General features: G+C 72.8%; 13 protein-coding genes. 9 read left to right on the top strand and 4 right to left on the bottom strand.

Annotated elements, in window-relative coordinates:
• Nucleotide 1 precedes the first annotated feature (1 nt).
• Together ACFZCD_RS17430 and ACFZCD_RS17425 are read left to right on the top strand one after the other, a co-directional pair.
• Nucleotides 2-1399, top strand: coding sequence for a gluconate:H+ symporter (locus tag ACFZCD_RS17430; RefSeq protein ID WP_391831624.1), 1398 nt, complete (start codon nucleotides 2-4; stop codon nucleotides 1397-1399).
• Nucleotides 1400-1587: 188 nt separating this feature from the next.
• On the top strand, nucleotides 1588-2265 hold the full coding sequence (locus ACFZCD_RS17425; RefSeq protein ID WP_391831622.1) for a signal protein: 678 nt from the start codon (nucleotides 1588-1590) through the stop codon (nucleotides 2263-2265).
• A 112-nt stretch (nucleotides 2266-2377) separates the two neighbouring features.
• Here the strand turns inward: ACFZCD_RS17425 and ACFZCD_RS17420 are convergent, their stop codons facing one another.
• Entirely contained in the window at nucleotides 2378-4003 is a 1626-nt protein-coding gene (locus ACFZCD_RS17420; protein ID WP_391831620.1) for an FAD-dependent monooxygenase, read from the bottom strand.
• 133 nt (nucleotides 4004-4136) lie between these two features.
• On the opposite strand from ACFZCD_RS17420, the gene ACFZCD_RS17415 reads away from it, so the two are divergent.
• On the top strand, nucleotides 4137-4796 hold the full coding sequence (locus ACFZCD_RS17415; protein WP_391831618.1) for a TetR/AcrR family transcriptional regulator C-terminal domain-containing protein: 660 nt from the start codon (nucleotides 4137-4139) through the stop codon (nucleotides 4794-4796).
• Here ACFZCD_RS17415 and ACFZCD_RS17410 read toward each other — a convergent pair.
• Genes ACFZCD_RS17410 through ACFZCD_RS17400 form a run of 3 tightly spaced genes read right to left on the bottom strand, consistent with a single transcriptional unit; the run spans nucleotide 4764 to nucleotide 8472 of the window.
• On the bottom strand, nucleotides 4764-6017 hold the full coding sequence (locus ACFZCD_RS17410) for an acyltransferase family protein (protein ID WP_391831616.1): 1254 nt from the start codon (nucleotides 6015-6017) through the stop codon (nucleotides 4764-4766). The genes ACFZCD_RS17415 and ACFZCD_RS17410 overlap by 33 nt on opposite strands.
• Nucleotides 6014-7432, bottom strand: a complete 1419-nt coding sequence (locus ACFZCD_RS17405; protein WP_391831614.1) for a polysialyltransferase family glycosyltransferase — start codon at nucleotides 7430-7432, stop codon at nucleotides 6014-6016. Before ACFZCD_RS17405 ends, ACFZCD_RS17410 begins: the two co-directional genes overlap by 4 nt.
• Entirely contained in the window at nucleotides 7432-8472 is a 1041-nt protein-coding gene (locus ACFZCD_RS17400; RefSeq protein ID WP_391831612.1) for a glycosyltransferase family 2 protein, read from the bottom strand. The genes ACFZCD_RS17405 and ACFZCD_RS17400 overlap by 1 nt, the downstream gene beginning before the upstream one ends.
• Before the next feature lie 187 nt (nucleotides 8473-8659).
• Here ACFZCD_RS17400 and ACFZCD_RS17395 point away from each other — a divergent pair, with 187 nt between their 5' ends.
• The 6 genes from ACFZCD_RS17395 (at nucleotide 8660) to ACFZCD_RS17370 (ending at nucleotide 16495) form a co-directional block, all read left to right on the top strand.
• Nucleotides 8660-10009, top strand: a complete 1350-nt coding sequence (locus ACFZCD_RS17395) for a DUF6716 putative glycosyltransferase (RefSeq protein WP_391831610.1) — start codon at nucleotides 8660-8662, stop codon at nucleotides 10007-10009.
• 77 nt (nucleotides 10010-10086) lie between these two features.
• Nucleotides 10087-11406, top strand: coding sequence for a cytidylyltransferase domain-containing protein (locus tag ACFZCD_RS17390; protein WP_391831608.1), 1320 nt, complete (start codon nucleotides 10087-10089; stop codon nucleotides 11404-11406).
• Nucleotides 11407-11534: 128 nt separating this feature from the next.
• Entirely contained in the window at nucleotides 11535-12476 is a 942-nt protein-coding gene (locus ACFZCD_RS17385) for an N-acetylneuraminate synthase family protein (RefSeq protein ID WP_391831606.1), read from the top strand.
• Between the two features lie 10 nt (nucleotides 12477-12486).
• On the top strand, nucleotides 12487-13773 hold the full coding sequence (locus ACFZCD_RS17380) for a hypothetical protein (protein ID WP_391831604.1): 1287 nt from the start codon (nucleotides 12487-12489) through the stop codon (nucleotides 13771-13773).
• Between the two features lie 113 nt (nucleotides 13774-13886).
• Nucleotides 13887-15122: an amidohydrolase gene (locus ACFZCD_RS17375; RefSeq protein WP_391832242.1), complete on the top strand. Its 1236-nt coding sequence runs from the start codon at nucleotides 13887-13889 to the stop codon at nucleotides 15120-15122.
• A 344-nt stretch (nucleotides 15123-15466) separates the two neighbouring features.
• Entirely contained in the window at nucleotides 15467-16495 is a 1029-nt protein-coding gene (locus tag ACFZCD_RS17370; protein WP_391831602.1) for a BMP family protein, read from the top strand.
• Nucleotides 16496-16512 lie beyond the last annotated feature (17 nt).

Here is a 16512-nt window from a genome sequence, read left to right as displayed (position 1 = left end):
CGTGAGCACTCTCAGCGTCGAGATGCTGGCCGCGGCCCCCGCCGGACCGATCACTTCGGCGGGTCACGCACAGCTGGGGATCGCCGTTCTCGTCGGCATCGCCGTCATCGTCCTCCTCATCACCCGCTTCAAGCTGCATGCCTTCCTCTCCCTGACCATCGGCTCGCTGGTGCTGGGCGCCGCGGCGGGCGCGCCGCTGGACAAGGCCATAGCGAGCTTCACCACCGGGCTCGGGTCGACGGTCGCGGGCGTCGGCGTCCTCATCGCACTCGGCGCGATCCTCGGCAAGCTGCTCGCCGACTCGGGCGGCGCCGACCAGATCGTCGACACGATCCTGGCGAAGGCCGGGCCGCGCGCGATGCCGTGGGCGATCGTGCTGATCGCGGGCGTCATCGGGCTGCCGCTGTTTTTCGAGGTCGGGATCGTGCTGCTGATCCCGGTGGTGCTGCTGGTGGCCAAGCGGGGCAACCACTCCCTGATGCGGATCGGGATCCCCGCCCTCGCCGGGCTGTCCGTCATGCACGGACTGGTGCCCCCGCACCCCGGCCCGCTGGCGGCCATCGACGCCATCGGTGCGAACCTCGGCGTGACCCTCGCCCTCGGCGTGCTCGTCGCCGTGCCCACCGCCGTGATCGCCGGACCGCTGTTCTCGCGGGTGGCCGCACGCTGGGTGGACATCGCGCCGCCCGAGAAGCTGATACCGCAGCGGCCCTCGGCCGACCTGGAGCGCCGCCCCGGCTTCGGCGTCACCGTCGCCACCGTCATGCTGCCGGTCGTCCTCATGCTCGCCAAGGCGCTCGTGGACATCGTCGTGGACGACCCCAAGGACCACGTGCAGCGCATCGCCGACGTCATCGGCTCGCCGCTGATCGCCCTCCTCACCGCCGTCCTCGTCGGGCTGTTCACCCTCGGCCGGGCCGCCGGCTTCGGCCGCGACCGGCTCGCCGGGACCGTCGAGAAGTCGCTCGCCCCCATCGCCGGCATCCTGCTGATCGTCGGCGCGGGCGGCGGCTTCAAGCAGACGCTCATCGACGTGGGCGTCGGCCGGATGATCCTCGACTTCTCCAAGGACTGGTCGGTCTCGGCCCTGCTGCTGGCCTGGCTGATCGCGGTCGGCATCCGGCTCGCCACCGGCTCGGCCACGGTCGCCACCATCTCGGCCGCGGGCCTCGTCGCCCCGCTGGCCACCGGGATGAGCACGACGCACACGGCGCTGCTCGTGCTCGCCGTCGGGGGCGGCTCGCTGTTCTTCAGCCACGTCAACGACGCCGGCTTCTGGATGGTGAAGGAGTACTTCGGCATGGACGTCGGTCAGACGGTCAAGACGTGGTCGCTGATGGAGACCGTGATCTCCGTCGTCTCGCTCGTCCTCGTCCTGCTGCTGTCGCTGGTCCTCTGACCCGGCCGTACGGTCCGGGAGGAGTACGGCCACGGAGGGCGGCCCGGGAGCAGGGCCCAGGAGTACGACCCGGGAGGGGCGGCGCCGCCACCGGATCCGCGCGTGCGTTGCTCCTCTCGGCCGTGGCTGCTCCGCCTGTCCTGCGTTGCTGCCGCAACACCGGACATACCGGACCTTAGGCTGCGCCTATGCGTATTGGAAGACCTGTCGCCCTGCTGCTCGGCGGCGCCCTGCTGGCCGCCGGCTGCGCGAGCACACCCTCCCCGAAACACGCGGATGCCAAGAGCACCCCGAACGGCGGCGGCACCGCCACCGCCGCCCCCGACGCGGCGACCGGCCCGCTCAGCGCCTCCGCCCTCCAGGGGCGCTGGTGGACCTGGGCGGCCTCCAGCCCCAGCGGCTCCAACCCCGTCGAGGACCGGGACGGCAGCATGTGCGCCCAGGGCCAGAAGGGCGGCGTCTGGTTCCTGGCCGGCACCTTCGGCGAACGCGCCAAGCGCACCTGCGCCGTCCCCGCGAACCGGCGCGTGGCCTTCCCGCTCGTGAACCTGATGAGCGATCAGGCCGGCTGCTCCGAGTTCATGGCCCCCGCCAAGGGCACCGCCACCCTCGACGGCAAGCCCCTGCGGCCCGAGCGCTACGACGCCACGCCCGTACGGGTCACGGCCGAGGAGGGCAACCCGCTCACCGACGGCGGCGGCACCTTCCGCACCCACGCCTGCGGGCTGTGGGTGCAGATGGAGCCGCTGCGCCCCGGCAACCACACCCTGGAGATCCGCGGCTCCTCGGGTCGGTTCGCGGTCTCCGTCGACTACACGCTCAAGGTCCCGGCGGCGGGCTCGGCGACGAATCACGACGGGGCCTGAGCGGGGCGCCTGAGGAGCGCCAGGACGGAGCGCTTGAACCGGTCGCCCGAACGGAGTGCCTGAACGGGGCGGCGGGAGTGGGGTTGCCGGCCCCGCACCGCCCGGGCGCCGCTCAGGCAGGTATCGCCGGCGCCACCGGTATCGCTGACACCTCCGCCAGATACGCCCGTATGTCCGCCGGATCATCCGTGGCCAGCCCGACATAGCCGTCCGGGCGGACCAGGAAGAGCCCCTTGCCGTACGCCGCCGCGGCGTGCCCGCCCGCGTCGATCAGATCGGGCGCCGGCCCGCCGACCCGGTACGTACGCACCCACTCCACATCCGCCACGGCATCCGCCACCGCGTCCGCGGCCGGCCCGCCCGCTCCCGCATCCGGCCCCGTGAGGTCCAGCAGGGTGAAATGCGGGCCCCGGAAGGCGTCGAAGAGGCTGAAGGGCGCGCCCGAGGCATCGGTGCAGGGCGCGTCGGGCGCCCGGTCACCCGCCTGGAGGGCCTCCTCCGGCAGATCCCGGCGCAGCTCGCGGGCCAGTGGGCCCGTGCGGTAGTGGAGGGAGAGCTGGTGGGTCTCCTTGCCGCGCCGCGACAGGCCCCGCTCGAAGCCGAGGGTCCGGTCCTGGGAGTGGACGCGCGTGCTCAGGGCCAGCACGTCGGCCGCCACCTGCATCCGCTCGGCGTCGTACGTGTCGAGCAGGGCGTCGGGCGCGCCGTGCCGCAGGACGGCGCCCAGCTTCCAGCCGAGGTTGTAGGCGTCCTGCAGGCTCGTGTTGAGGCCCTGACCGCCGGCGGGGGAGTGGATGTGCGCGGCGTCACCGGCGAGGAAGACCCGGCCGGTACGGAAGTGCTCGGCCATGCCGGCCTTCGGCCGGAAGGCCGAGGCCCAGGTGACCTCCTCCGGCACGAGGCCCGTGAGCCCCGTGCGCTCGGTGATGAGCCGGGTGAGCGCTTCGGGGGTGGCGTCGCGCTCCGGGGTCGGCTCATAGGCGGCGTCGGCCCAGAAGGCCATGATCTGGACGGCGTCCGGCATGCCCTCCAGCGGGCGCAGGCCCAAGAGCCCGCCGGGCGCCGTGGGCCACATGTGCCAGTGGTCGCGGTCGATCCCCGCCCGCTCGAAGCCGGACATCCGCACATCGGCGATCAGCGCCGCGCGGGCATCGACGGCCTCGACCTCGAAGGGCACGCCGAGCGCCTTCCGGACGGTGCTGCGACCGCCGTCCGCCGCGACGAGATATCCGGCCCGCACCGTCTCCACCGTGCCGTCGGCGTGCCGCAGCTCGGCCGTGACGCCGGAACCGTCCTCGGCCTGGGTGAAACCCGCCAGCGCGGTGTTGAACTCCACCCCGCCGCCGAGGGCTTCGAGGCGCTCGTACAGCACCTCCACCGTGCGCCACTGGGGGCACATCAGCGCATCGGGGTAAGGCACGCCGGGCGACGGCTCGCCGCGCTCCACGAGCTCCCACTCGCGCCCGCGCTCGGTGCCCTCCCACGACTGCACGGGCGGGACGGGGCCGCCCGAGGCCAGCAGCGCCTCCACGGTCCCCAGATCGTCCATCACCTCAAGGGTGCGCGGCTGGATGCCCGTGCCGCGCGAGCCGGGGAAGCCGCGCCCCTCCCGCTCGACGAGCCGGTGGCGGATGCCGCGCCGGGTCAGGTCGATGGCGAGGACGAGGCCGGTGGGACCGGCTCCGGCGATGAGGACTTCGGTATCGGTGGACGCGGCGCCGGATACGTCGCTGGACACGGCGCTGGATGTACCGGTGGATGCGTCAGCGGATGCGTCGGTGGATGCAGGCGTGGCCATGCGATCCGCCCCCCTTAACGTCGTTAAGTACGTTGCCCTCCCAGGGTGAACTGAACGTTGTTAAGCTGTCAAGGTGGCAACCCGCATCGACCGCGCCCAAGTGGCCGACACCGCACTCCGCCTGCTCAACGAGGTGGGCCTCGAAGGCCTGACCCTGCGCAGGATCGCCCAGGAGCTGGGCGTCCAGGCCCCGGCGCTCTACTGGCACTTCAAGAACAAGCAGGAGCTGCTCGACGAGGTGGCCACCGAGATGTTCCGGCGCATGGCCGAGCCCCTCAGGACCGTCGACACCAGCACGTGGCAGGGGTTCCTCACCGGCGCCGCCCACGTGATCCGCGACTTCCTGCTCGGCTACCGCGACGGCGCCAAGGTCTTCAGCGGCACGCGCTTCACCGGCACCGGCTACGCGAGCCCGGTGGAGGGGATGATGCGGGTGATCGTGGACGCGGGCTTCACCCCGCGCGCCGCCGCCCGCGCCTGGTTCACCGTCAACACCTACACGATGGGCTTCGTCATAGAGGAGCAGTCCGTCTATCCGCTGCCCGGCGGCGAGCGCGATCCCGCGTACGAACTGTCGGAGCGCGCCCGCAAGCTGGAGGGCTACCCCCTGGCCATAGAGGCCGGGACAGTGTTCTTCGAGGACCTCGACGCCGGTTTCGAGGACGGCCTGCATGCCGTCGTCGCCGGCATCGAGGCCACGCTAGCGCCGCCTCGCCCCGGCGGGGTCGAGTGACGTGCCCGGGCCGGGTGACGTGCCCTTGTCGGGTGCCGTGCCCGGGCCGGGTGATGTGCGCGGGTCGAGTGACCTGCGCAGCAGGGGCGTGAGCCGCCGCTCCACGTAGCGGTGCAGCAGCCAGGCCAGGCCCAGCATCAGGGCGATGGTCAGGCCGAGCGTCCCGTAGGCGGGGACGCCCAAGTGCCGGTGCAGGGTGCCGATCACCAGCCACCCCAGGTGCTCGTGCACCAGGTAGAAGGGGTAGGTCAGCGCGCCCGCGACCGTCAGCCAGTGCCAGTTCGGCCGGCCGAGCCCGCCCAGGGCGACGGCCGCCACCGCCGCGTACCCGAGCGCCACGACGGCCACGATCACGTACGGGGAGCGGTACGAGAAGAAGTGCGGGTTCGGCACGTGCCACAGCCCCGCCACCGCGTAGTGCTGCCCGACGAGGAAGCTCACGGCGACGATGCCCCAGTGCAGGAGGTCGTGCCCGAAGCGGTGGACGAGGTACAGGCCGATGCCGCCGATGAAGTACGCCGAGTACTCCGGCATCACGACGACCCGCAGGAACTCCACGTGCGACGCGGTCGTGACGACCGTCGCCAGCGTCCACATCGCGCAGAACATCACCACGCGGCGCCGCGTCGCGCCCGGCAGCACCACGCACAGCGCGAACAGCGCGTAGAACCGCAGCTCCGCCCAGAGCGTCCAGCACACGCCCAGCACCCGCTGCGCGCCGACCGGCTGCTGCAGCATGGTCATGTTCACGAGCGTGTCGCTGAACGACACCGTCTTGTACCCGGCTCCCGGCAGCGCGAAGGCCACGGTGACCAGCAGGATCGCCGCCCAGTAGGCGGGGTAGAGGCGGGCCGCGCGCGAGGCGAAGAACGAGCGCAGGGGGCGGCCCCAGCCGCTCATGCAGATCACGAAGCCGCTGATGACGAAGAAGATCTCGACGCCCAGGCAGCCGTAGGCGAACGCGCCCGACAGCGTGGGGAATTCGTGCCGCGGCGACGTGCCCCACGCGCGGCTCACGTCCCCGTCGCGCCCGCCGTAGTGGTACAGGGCCACCATCAGGGCGGCGACCAGCCGCAGGCCGTCGAGGGCGCGGAGGCGGCTGCCGCCGTGGGGGGCCTGTAAGGGCTTCGAATCCTCGGATGCGGATGCGGATGCGGATGCGGATGCGGCTGAGGCCGCCGTTGCTTTGCGGCGGGGCCGGGGCAAGGCCGGGGCGGTCATGTCGTCACCGTCGTCTTCGTCTTTGTCTTCGCCGCCTTCGCCGTCCTCGCCGCCTTCGCCCTGGCCAGGCGCCGCTGGAGAGCGAGTGCCCGCCGCGCGGCCCTTCGTACGGCCGGGTTGCGCGGCAGGAACGACAGCTGGGCCGGGAGCGCGCCGGGGAGTCCGAGGGCGGTGAGGCGGCGGCGCTTGAAGTAGCGGCGGGTGCGGGGGGTGAGGTGGGTGCGGAGGTAGTTCTCTGCGGCCTCGCGCAGACCGGGGTAGATCTGGGGCTGCATCGCGAAACCGACGGCTGCCAGGAGGCCGTTGAGGCCGGCTTGCTCCCCGTTGTCGGGTGCGGCCCGGTGCGCGCCTGCGCTCAGCTCCGGAAGCAGCGCATCCACCAGCGTCACCGGCACCCTGTTGCTGTTCTGGTACGGGCTGAGGCGCTCCAGGAGCAGGTCCGTGCCCGTGCACGCCGCCGGGAGGCCGTAGAACGCCTTCGCCGTCACCAGCGCCGTCGAGAAGCAGCCGGTCACCAGCGCCGGGCGCAGCCGCTGGTAGACCACCTCCGCCAGGACGGGCGTGTCCAGCACCGTCAGGCTGACGCCGAGCCGGTCCGCCTCCTCCTGCAGCATCCGTGACCAGCGGGCCGGCGCCGCCGGGTGGGGCTTGAAGACGGCTTCGCGGTGGCCGTGCGCGGCCACCCCGCGCAGCATCCGCACGTGCAGCCGCTCCTCCTCCTCGGGGCTGAGGATGTCGAGCGCCGACAAGTACTGGCCGAGCAGGAGCGCCGCGCCCTCGGGCGCGTCGAGGGCGGGCGCGGCCCCGGCGAGCTCGGCCAGCACCTTCGTGAAGGCGGCCGTGGGGACGATCTCCGGCGCGACGCCGAACTCCGTGAGCAGCAGCGGCCGCAGGCCCGGTACGAGGTCCGGGTGGAGCAGCCGGCCGACGCGGGTGCCGATCAGCGGGTCGAGCTTGTTACGGGTGGGGCCGTAGCTCATCAACCCGTCGGCGTAGACGTCGAGCGGGGCGTCGGGGAAGCACTGGGTGACCGCGAGCGCCGGACTGACCTGGATGGACTCGACGACGAGCGAGACGTCGTCGTCGCCCAGGCCCCACAGCAGCCGCAGGTGCCGCTCCCACAGGGGGGCGTCGTCCGGGCGGGGCGACCAGCCGGAGGGGTGGAAGGGCCGGATCGCCTCGTTCCAGGAGAGCACGTCGTCGAAACGGGTGCGCAGCCGCTCGAAGCCGGGCGCCTCGTCCAGGGCCGGGGTGGTCTCCGGGACGGCGGCGGTGTTGGCGACGAGCAGCAGGCGGCGGTCGGCTGGGGCGAAGCACCCGGCGTCCAGGGCGGCGGCGAGCGTCGCGGCGCCGTACAGGGTGGACGCGAGGAAGATCTGCGTGCGGCGGGCGGGGGCGGGGAGGACGTCGGACATCAGGCGGCCGCCCCGGCGGTCCCGGCGCTTCCGGCCTCGGCTTCGGTCCCGGTTCCTGCCCCGGCCCCCGACCCGCCCCCGGTCGGCAGTCGTCGCCTCAGCCTTCGCAAGCGGATCGCGCGGTCGTAGTCCATGGAATTCACGGCGTCCTTGACGAGGTCCGGGGGCAGGCGGCGCAGTGCGGCCGCGCTCTTCGTACGCAATGCGCGGGCTACCTGCGGCTCAAAACGTTCGACATTCATGAGGTGGTGGGAAATGATTGCGCAATACGTTCGAACGGCTTTCGGGAGAAACGCCTCCGCCTCCTTGTCGCGGGCCGTCTCCTCGATGACCTGATCGAATGCGCGGAGGAAATCGAGCTGCCGTACGTCGCCGATCTGGGTGAGCGAGGTCGCCACCCCGCGCCGGTAGAAGACGCCGAGCAGCCCGGCCACCGCGAAGGTGCGCGCCTCGCGGTGCAGCCGCCAGATCCACGGCCGGTCCTCGGCGGTCCGCAGGCCGTCCCGGAAGTGCAGCAGGCCGTCGTCCAGCAGCCGCCGGTGGTAGATCCCGGCCCACGCGTACGGGTAGTCGACGGACGTCGAGCGGTCCGCCGGCAGGATCGCGCCCCGCGGGTCCAGCACCACTCCGTGGCGGCCGTGCGGCACGCGCTGCACGGTGCGGGTGCGGCCCGTGCACTGCACGTGGTCCGTGCGGACGAAGTCGACGGCCAGTTCCTCGATGTACGAGACGAGCCGGGAGTAGTAGCCCGGCGCCAGCCAGTCGTCCCCGTCGAGGAAGGTCAGGTACTCGCCGCGCGCCGCGTCCAGGCCGGTGTTGCGGGCGGTGGCGAGGCCGCCGTTGCGCTCGTGGCGCACGACCACGGCCCCCGGCACCTCGCGCCCGGCGCGCTTCAGGAGCGCCGGCGTGCCGTCGGTCGAGCAGTCGTCCACGAGAATGAATTCGAAATCCTCACGGGCGTTCGCCTGCAGGCTTCTCAGTACGTCGGGCGCAAAGGCCTGAACATTGAAGAACGGGACGATGACGGAGAGCTTGACCACTCCGGCGACATTAGGCGGCCCCCCCGGCATTCGTCTTGGCCGCGGGCGGGCGCGGAGGTGAACGAAGCGCGGCGGAATGATGAACCGCCCCCTCCGCCGGGCCGATTCGCCGATCGTCGGTGTGCTGTTTACCGGCCGTTGCCCTCGCGTTGGGCAACGAAACGGAATGGATTTCTATCGTGACGGCGTGCCATCACGTACCGAACCTCCGTTGCGGATCGCCGTGCTCGCCGACTCCGACACCCGGTGGAAATGGGGCGCGCTCACCGCGCACCGGCTCGCTCCGGGCGCCCGGCTCGACGGCCGCCTCCTGAGGGGCCGCGCGACCCCCACCGCCCGCCAGCTCGGCGAGGTGGGCGTGCGCGCGGCGGAGATCGCCGAGGTCACCGGCACCGAGTTCGTCCGCACGGCCGGGCGGGACCGGTACGACGTCGTGGTCCTCGCCTGCGTCGGCGGCGCCGTCCAGGCCATGCTGCACGGACTCGCCGCCGCCTGGGACGGCGTGCCCCGCCGGCCCGTCGTCGTGACCGGCTACGTCGGCGTCGTCTACGAGAAGCTCGCCGACGGGCTCCTGCTGCGCCACGGCGCGGACGTCGTCCTCGCCAACTCGCCCGACGACGCGGCCCGTTTCCGCGCCGTTTACGAGGGGGTAGGCGCCGACGCGGACTGCGTGACCGAGTGGGCGCTGCCGTTCCTGGGCGACGCGCGCGGGGTGAGTGACCGCCGGGGGAGCGGCGCAGGAAACGGTCAAGTCCGGCCCTTCACCGTCGTGTTCGCCGCGCAGCCGTCCGTGCCCGAGAGCCGCACCGACCGCGGCTACCTGCTCCGCCGCGCCGTCGCGCACGCCCGGGCGCACCCGGAGCGCGAAGTGCTCGTCAAACTCCGCAGCAAGCCCGGAGAGCACACCACGCACATCGAGGAAATCCCGTACCAGAAGCTGGCCGCGCGCCTCCCCGGCGGCCTCCCGCCCAACTGCCGCCTGGTCTACGGGCACATGGGCGAGGTCCTCGACCGCACGGACCTCCTCGTCACCGTCAGCTCCACCGCGGCCCTGGAGTCCCTCCACCGCGCCATCCCCACGGCGGTCCTCACCGACCTCGGCATCCGCGAGTCCCTCGGCAACCACCACTTCCTCGGCTCGGGCTGCCTCGCCTCCTGGGACCAGCTCGACGCCGGCCACCTGCCGCGGGCCGACCCGGAGTGGGCCGCCCGCCAGGGGGTGCCCGCCGACGGATCCGGCGAGGCGGTCTTCGCGGCCGCCCGGCAGCGCGTCGCCGCCCTCGCCGCCCGGCCCGGCCTGCCCCCGCCGGCCCCCTACTACACCGCGGCCACGGCACCCGGCTACCTCCCCGCCGTCCTCGCCCGCCACGGCCTCGACCACCGCGGCCGGCCCCTTCCCGGCCGGGCGGGGGCCCCGCGCGAGGAGAGCGCCCTCCGCCGCGCGGGCCGCGCCGCCCTCCGCGACGCGGCCCGCGGCGCCTACCGCCACGGCGTCCAGCGGGTCGCCCCCCTGATCCGCCGCGTGGGTGACCTGTGACGGGCGGCCTTCCGGCCGGTCCTCGGAGGAGCGCCGCCCCGCCCGCCCCAACCCCCCGGCTACACAAGGAGCCCGCCATGCAAGCCGCCCCGGCCGCCCTGGCTTCCCCAGCCACCTCGGCTTCCCCGGCCGCCTCGGCTTCCCCGGCCGCGTCGGCCCACGCCGCCCCCACCGCTTCCGCTATCCCAACGGTCTCCGCCGCCCCGCCCGCCCCCGCCGTCCTCGCCGTCATCCCCGCCCGCGGCGGGTCGAAGGGCGTGCCCGCCAAGAACCTCGCGGCGATCGGGGGCGTGCCGCTCGTGGCGCGGGCCGTGCGGGCGTGCCGGGCCGCCCGGCTCGTCACCGACGTCGTCGTCTCCACCGACGACCCCGGCATCGCGGCCACCGCGCGTGGCGCCGGCGCCGTCGTCGTCCAGCGGCCCGCCGCCCTCGCGGGCGACACCGCCACCAGCGAGGCGGCCGTCCTGCACGCGATGGACGCGTACGAGGCGATGCACGGCACCCGGGTCGGCACCGTCCTGCTGGTGCAGTGCACGAGCCCGTTCCTGACGGGCGAGGACGTCGACGGCGTCGCCCGCGCGGTGATCGAAGGAGGCGCCGACAGCGCCCTGACGGTCGCCCCCTTCCACGGGTTCGTGTGGCGGGCCGGCGACGGGGAGGGCGCCGCCCACGGCGTCAACCACGACAAGGCCCACCGCCCCCGCCGCCAGGACCGCCCCCAGGACTTCCTGGAGACCGGCGCCGCCTACGCCATGCGCGCCGACGGCTTCCGCGCCGCCCGGCACCGCTTCTTCGGCCGCACCGAGGCCGTCCCCACCGAGGCCGCCCGCGTCCTGGAGATCGACGACCCGCACGACCTGGCCCGCGCCCGCGCCCTCGCCCCCCTCCTCGACGGGCCGGACCCCGCCGCGCTCCCCACCCGCGCCGACATCGACGCCGTCGTCATGGACTTCGACGGTACCCAGACCGACGACCGCGTCCTCATCGACGCCGACGGCCGCGAACTCGTCGCCGTGCACCGCGGCGACGGCCTCGGCATCGCCGCCCTGCGCCGCGCCGGGCTCTCCCTGCTGATCCTCTCCACCGAGGCCAACGCCGTCGTCGCCGCGCGCGGGCGCAAGCTGCGCGTGCCCGTCCTGCACGGCGTCGACCGCAAGGACAGCGCGCTCAAGCAGTGGTGCGAGGAGCACGGGATCGCCCCCGACCGCGTCCTCTACGTCGGCAACGACGTCAACGACCTGGCCTGCCTGGGGCTCGTCGGCTGGCCCGTGGCCGTCGCGGACGCCCACGACGCCGTGCGCGGCGCCGCCCGCGCCGTCACCTCCGCACCCGGCGGCCGAGGCGCCCTCCGCGAGATCGCCACCTGGCTGCTGGGCCCCGGCTTGGCCATGACCTGAGCCCGTCACGGTCCACGGCCTCCTCCGGCCCCGGACCCCAGCCCCCCGAGCCCGTCCCCGCACCCCAGCCCCCCGAGCCCGCCCCCGCATCCGTCCCCGTCCCCGCACCCCGCGAAGGAACCGCCCGTATGAACCCCGTACTCCCCGCCCCGTACGCCCCCGTCCGGACCCTCGGCCGCAAGACCGCCGGCCCCGGCCACCCCGTCTACATCACCGGCGAGATCGGCATCAACCACAACGGCGACCTCGCCAACGCCTTCGCCCTCATCGACGCCGCCGCCGACGCCGGCTGCGACGCCGTCAAGTTCCAGAAGCGCACCCCCGAGCTCTGCACGCCCCGCGACCAGTGGGACGTCGAGCGCGACACCCCCTGGGGCCGGATGCGCTACATCGACTACCGCCACCGGGTGGAGTTCGGCGAGGACGAGTACCGGGCCATCGACGACCACTGCCGCGAGCGCGGCATCGACTGGTTCGCCTCCCCCTGGGACACCGAGGCCGTCGCCTTCCTGGAGAAGTTCGACGTCCCCGCCCACAAGGTCGCCTCCGCCTCCCTCACCGACGACGAGCTCCTGCGCGCCCTGCGCGTCACCGGCCGCACGATCGTCCTCTCCACCGGCATGTCCACCCCGAAGCAGATCCGGCACGCCGTCGAGGTGCTCGGCAGCGAGAACATCCTGCTCTGCCACGCCACCTCCACGTACCCCGCCAAGGCCGCCGAGCTCAATCTCCGCGTCATCCACACCCTGCGCGCCGAGTACCCCAACGTGCCCATCGGCTACTCCGGCCACGAGACCGGCCTGCAGACCACCCTCGCCGCCGTCGCCCTCGGCGCCGCCTTCGTCGAGCGCCACATCACCCTCGACCGCGCCATGTGGGGCTCCGACCAGGCCGCCTCCGTCGAGCCGGGCGGGCTGCAGCGGCTCGTGCGCGACATCCGCGTCGTCGAGGAGTCCCTCGGCGACGGAGTGAAGCGCGTCTACGAGAGCGAGCTCGGCCCCATGCGCAAGCTGCGCCGGGTCACCGGAGTCGTCGCCGAGGCCGGCGACCGCGAACCCGTCACGGCCTGACGGGCCCGCGGTGACCCCGACCGCCGCCGACGGCGGCCCGCCGGCCGGCCAGGACGGCACCCTCGCCTTCGTGGAGAGCCCGGTCCAGCTCCTCAACGTCCTCGAATGGGCGTACGCGTACGGGTGCGAGGCGGTGGGGCCCGGCCCCGAGCGCTCCCGCCCCGGCAGCGGGCTCCTGGCGTACGGCGTCCCGCGCCAGCCCGGCCCCCGGGACCCCGGCCCCCGCACCCCGGCCCTTCACGACCCGGCAGATCCCCCCACCCCCTCCGACCCGCCCCCCTCGTCCGGCGCACCCCCCTCGTCCCCCTCGCCCCTCCGCCCCCGCCCCACCGGCCTCGTGATCGTCGTCCTCGCCCCCCACGACCCGATGTCGCGCGGCCAGCTGCGCCGGATGGCCGAGCTGGCCCGCGACCAGGGGCACGAGGTGCGCTGGGAGGAGGCGCGCGGCGGCCCCGCGGCGCCGGTGGCCACGATCGGCGGCCTCGCCGGCCCGCTCCGCCGGGCGCGGCGGGTCGTGATCGGCGACCCGTTCTCGCGGTACGTTCAGCTGCTGCTGACCATCACCCGGGCCCGCGAGCTGGTCGTGGTGGACGACGGCACGGCCACCATGGAGTTCGTCGCCCAACTGGCGCGGGGCGAAAGCCTCGTACGGTGGCACCGGCGCGGCAGTCGAGGGGCGCGCGATCTCCTCTTCGCGCCGGTGTCTGCTTCAGCGCGCCGTCTGCTGACTCCCAACGCTCGCCGGAGCGTAGAGGTGTTCACCTCGTTCACCTCGATGCCGGTCGAACCGCCACCCGGCGTACAGGTCAGGGCCAACGACTTCGCGTGGACGCGCTCCGCCTTCGGGCCGCCCCGCATCGCCCGGGGCACGGACCTCGTGGGCACGTCGCTGGTGGAGACCGGGGTCGTGGACCCGGGGCGCTATCTCGCGGCCGTCGAGGCCCTGGCCCGCGCCCACGGCGCCACCCGCTACTTCGCCCACCGCCGCGAGAGCGCAGAAAAATTGCGCCGGATAGCGGACCGGACCGGGCTGGAAGTCGTACGCCCCGAACTGCCGCTGGAGATCGTCGCCCGCCGGGGGCCCGTCGGCCGCACCGTCCTCAGCTTCCCCTCGACCGTCGTGCACACGCTGCCGCTGGCCCTCGCGGGCACCGGGATCACCGTCGCGGTCTGCGACATCGACCCCGTATGGCTCACGGAGCACGCCTCGCCGCGGGCCGAGGGCTTCCTGTCCGAGGTGACGGACACGGCCAGGGATGTGCGGCGACTTCCGGCCAGCCCGCTGAGCGCTTCCTAAGCCGTAAAGACTGGTCATACCCCTCATGTGAGCCATCCATGCGGCTGAACTTTTCTTGATCGGGGGGCAGTTGCCCGGGTGGGGGCTCTACTCTTCCCTGCGTGAACCATCTGATGCCTTGCGACGCCGGGACCGCCACTTCTCAGGGGACGCGCGAGGGGGTGCTCGCCGGAGTGCTCCCCCCGGGGCTGCGCGACGAACTCATCGCGTTCCGGCGGGATTTGCACATGCACCCCGAGCTGGGCAACCGGGAGTTCAGGACCACGGCGGCGGTCAAGGCGAGGCTCCAGCGGGCCGGCCTCTCCCCGCGGACGCTGGCCACGGGCACCGGGCTGTTCTGCGACATCGGCCGCGAGCCGGGCGTGCCCGCCCCGCCCATGCTGGCGATCCGCGCCGATCTCGACGCGCTGCCCATCCCGGACACCAAGTCGGTCCCGTACCGCTCGACCGTCCCCAGGATGGCCCACGCCTGCGGCCATGACGTGCACACCACCGCGGTCCTCGGCGCCGGCCTGGTCCTCGCCGACCTCGCCGAGCAGGGCCGGCTGCCGGGCCCCGTCCGGCTGATCTTCCAGCCCGCCGAGGAGGTGCTGCCCGGCGGCGCCCTCGACGCCATCGAGTGCGGTGCCCTGGAGGGCGTCGGCAAGATCATCGCGGTGCACTGCGACCCGAAGGTCGAGGTCGGCCGCATCGGCCTGCGCACGGGCGCCATCACCTCCGCGTGCGACCGGCTGGAGGTCGTCCTGGGCGGCCCCGGCGGTCACACCGCCCGTCCGCACTTCACCACCGACCTGGTGACCGCCGCCGCCCGGATCGCCATCGACGTGCCCGCGGTGCTGGCCCGCCGGGTCGACGCCCGCTCGGGCCTCGCCCTCACCTGGGGCCGGATGGAGACGGGCCACGCGCCCAATGTGATCCCGCAGCACGCGGAGCTCTCCGGCACCGTCCGCTGCCTCGACCTGCACGCCTGGCGGGACGCCCCCGACCTGGTGCACGCCGCGATCGACGAGGTCGCGACGCTCCACCGCGCCAAGTCGGAGATCAACTACGTCCGCGGAGTGCCCCCGGTGGTCAACGACGCGGAGGTCACGGAGCTCCTGCGGCGCGCCATGGCCGCCCGCCGCGGCCCCGACTCCGTGGAGGACACCGAGCAGAGCCTGGGCGGTGAGGACTTCTCCTGGTATCTCGAACACGTTCCTGGGGCGATGGCCCGGCTGGGCGTCCGTCCCGTGGGCGATACGACCCGCCGCGACCTGCATTGTGGCGATTTCGACGTGGACGAGGGTTCCATCACCGCGGGGGTCGAGCTCTTCACGGCCGCGGCATTGCTGGACGGGCACCGGATTTAGCTGTAGTGCCCAGCGGATTTCGGGGGTGCATTGCTTGCACATTGGCGTGCATATCGGGCCCCTTGCCGCCCCGGCCGTCCGGGATCAAGCGTTGCAGGTCACGTTGTACGTAAAACCTCGCCGTCCGGGCTCAGATCACGTTGTACGTAAAACCTCTCGGTCGTCCGGATGAGTGAACCCAGCTCTGACTGGGCCGGATGCGTCTAACAAGGACGCAAACGGGTCAATAGTGGTTCGCGACGATCCGATAACGGCTTTGAAGCACCCCTTTTCACTCCATCTACGCGCGTTACGATTCCGGCGAACCAGCGCCAATGGAGGCGCTTCGAGTGAAGGGGCCCCTCGTGCGCCGGGTATCCACAATTGCTGCCGCGGGTATCACCACCGCGGCTCTCGCGTTCTCCCTCACCGCCTGCGGTGAGTCCTCCACCGAATCCGGTGGCGGCAGCACCAAGGGCGTCGGCCTCGCCTTCGACGTCGGCGGCCGTGACGACCACTCCTTCAACGAGTCCGCGGCCCGTGGCCTGGACAAGGCCGAGAAGGAACTGGGCGTCAAGAGCAAGATGATGACCGCCAAGAACGGCGAGACCGAGGCCGAGCGCGAGCAGCGCCTCAGCTCCCTGGCGGAGGCGGGTTACAACCCGGTCATCGGCGTGGGCTTCAACTACGGGAAGTCGCTGGAGAAGGTCGCCAAGGACTACCCCAAGACCAACTTCGCGATTGTGGACTCGGTCGTCCCGGGTGCCAACGTCGACAGCATCACCTTCGGTGAGCACGAGGGCTCCTACCTCGCGGGCGTCGCCGCCGCGCTGAAGTCCAAGACCCACAAGGTCGGTTTCATCGGCGGTGTCGACAACGAGCTGATCAAGAAGTTCGCGGCGGGCTTCGTGCAGGGCGTGAAGGACACCGACCCGAAGGCCGACGTCAGCCCCGAGTTCCTCGGCAGCACCGACAAGGGCTTCAACGACCCGGCCTCCGCCAAGGAAAAGGCCAAGGGCATGCTCGACCGCGGCATCGACGTGATCTACACGGCGGCCGGCCTCTCCGGCAACGGCTCCATCGAGGCCGTCGCGGGTCAGAAGGACGCCTGGGCCATCGGCGTCGACTCCGACCAGTACCAGCAGCCGGGCCTGGAGAAGTACAAGGACCACATCCTCACCTCGGTCGTGAAGAACGTGGACGTCGCGGTCTTCGACATGATCAAGAGCGTCAAGGACGGCAAGCCGCTCACCGGTGAGCACAAGTACCTGCTCAAGGACGGCGGCGTCTCGCTGGCCACCTCGGGCGGCTTCATCGACGACATCAAGGGCAAGATCGAGGAAGCGAAGAAGAACATCGTGGACGGCAAGGTCCAGGTCAAGTCCACCCTGTGACCTCGTGCCGGTTCCGA

The sequence above is a fragment of the Streptomyces sp. NPDC008001 genome (assembly GCF_042958085.1).
Lineage (GTDB): Bacteria > Actinomycetota > Actinomycetes > Streptomycetales > Streptomycetaceae > Streptomyces.
The sequence above is the reverse complement of the archived record's forward strand: the minus strand, read 5'-3'. Positions and strand labels throughout refer to the sequence as shown.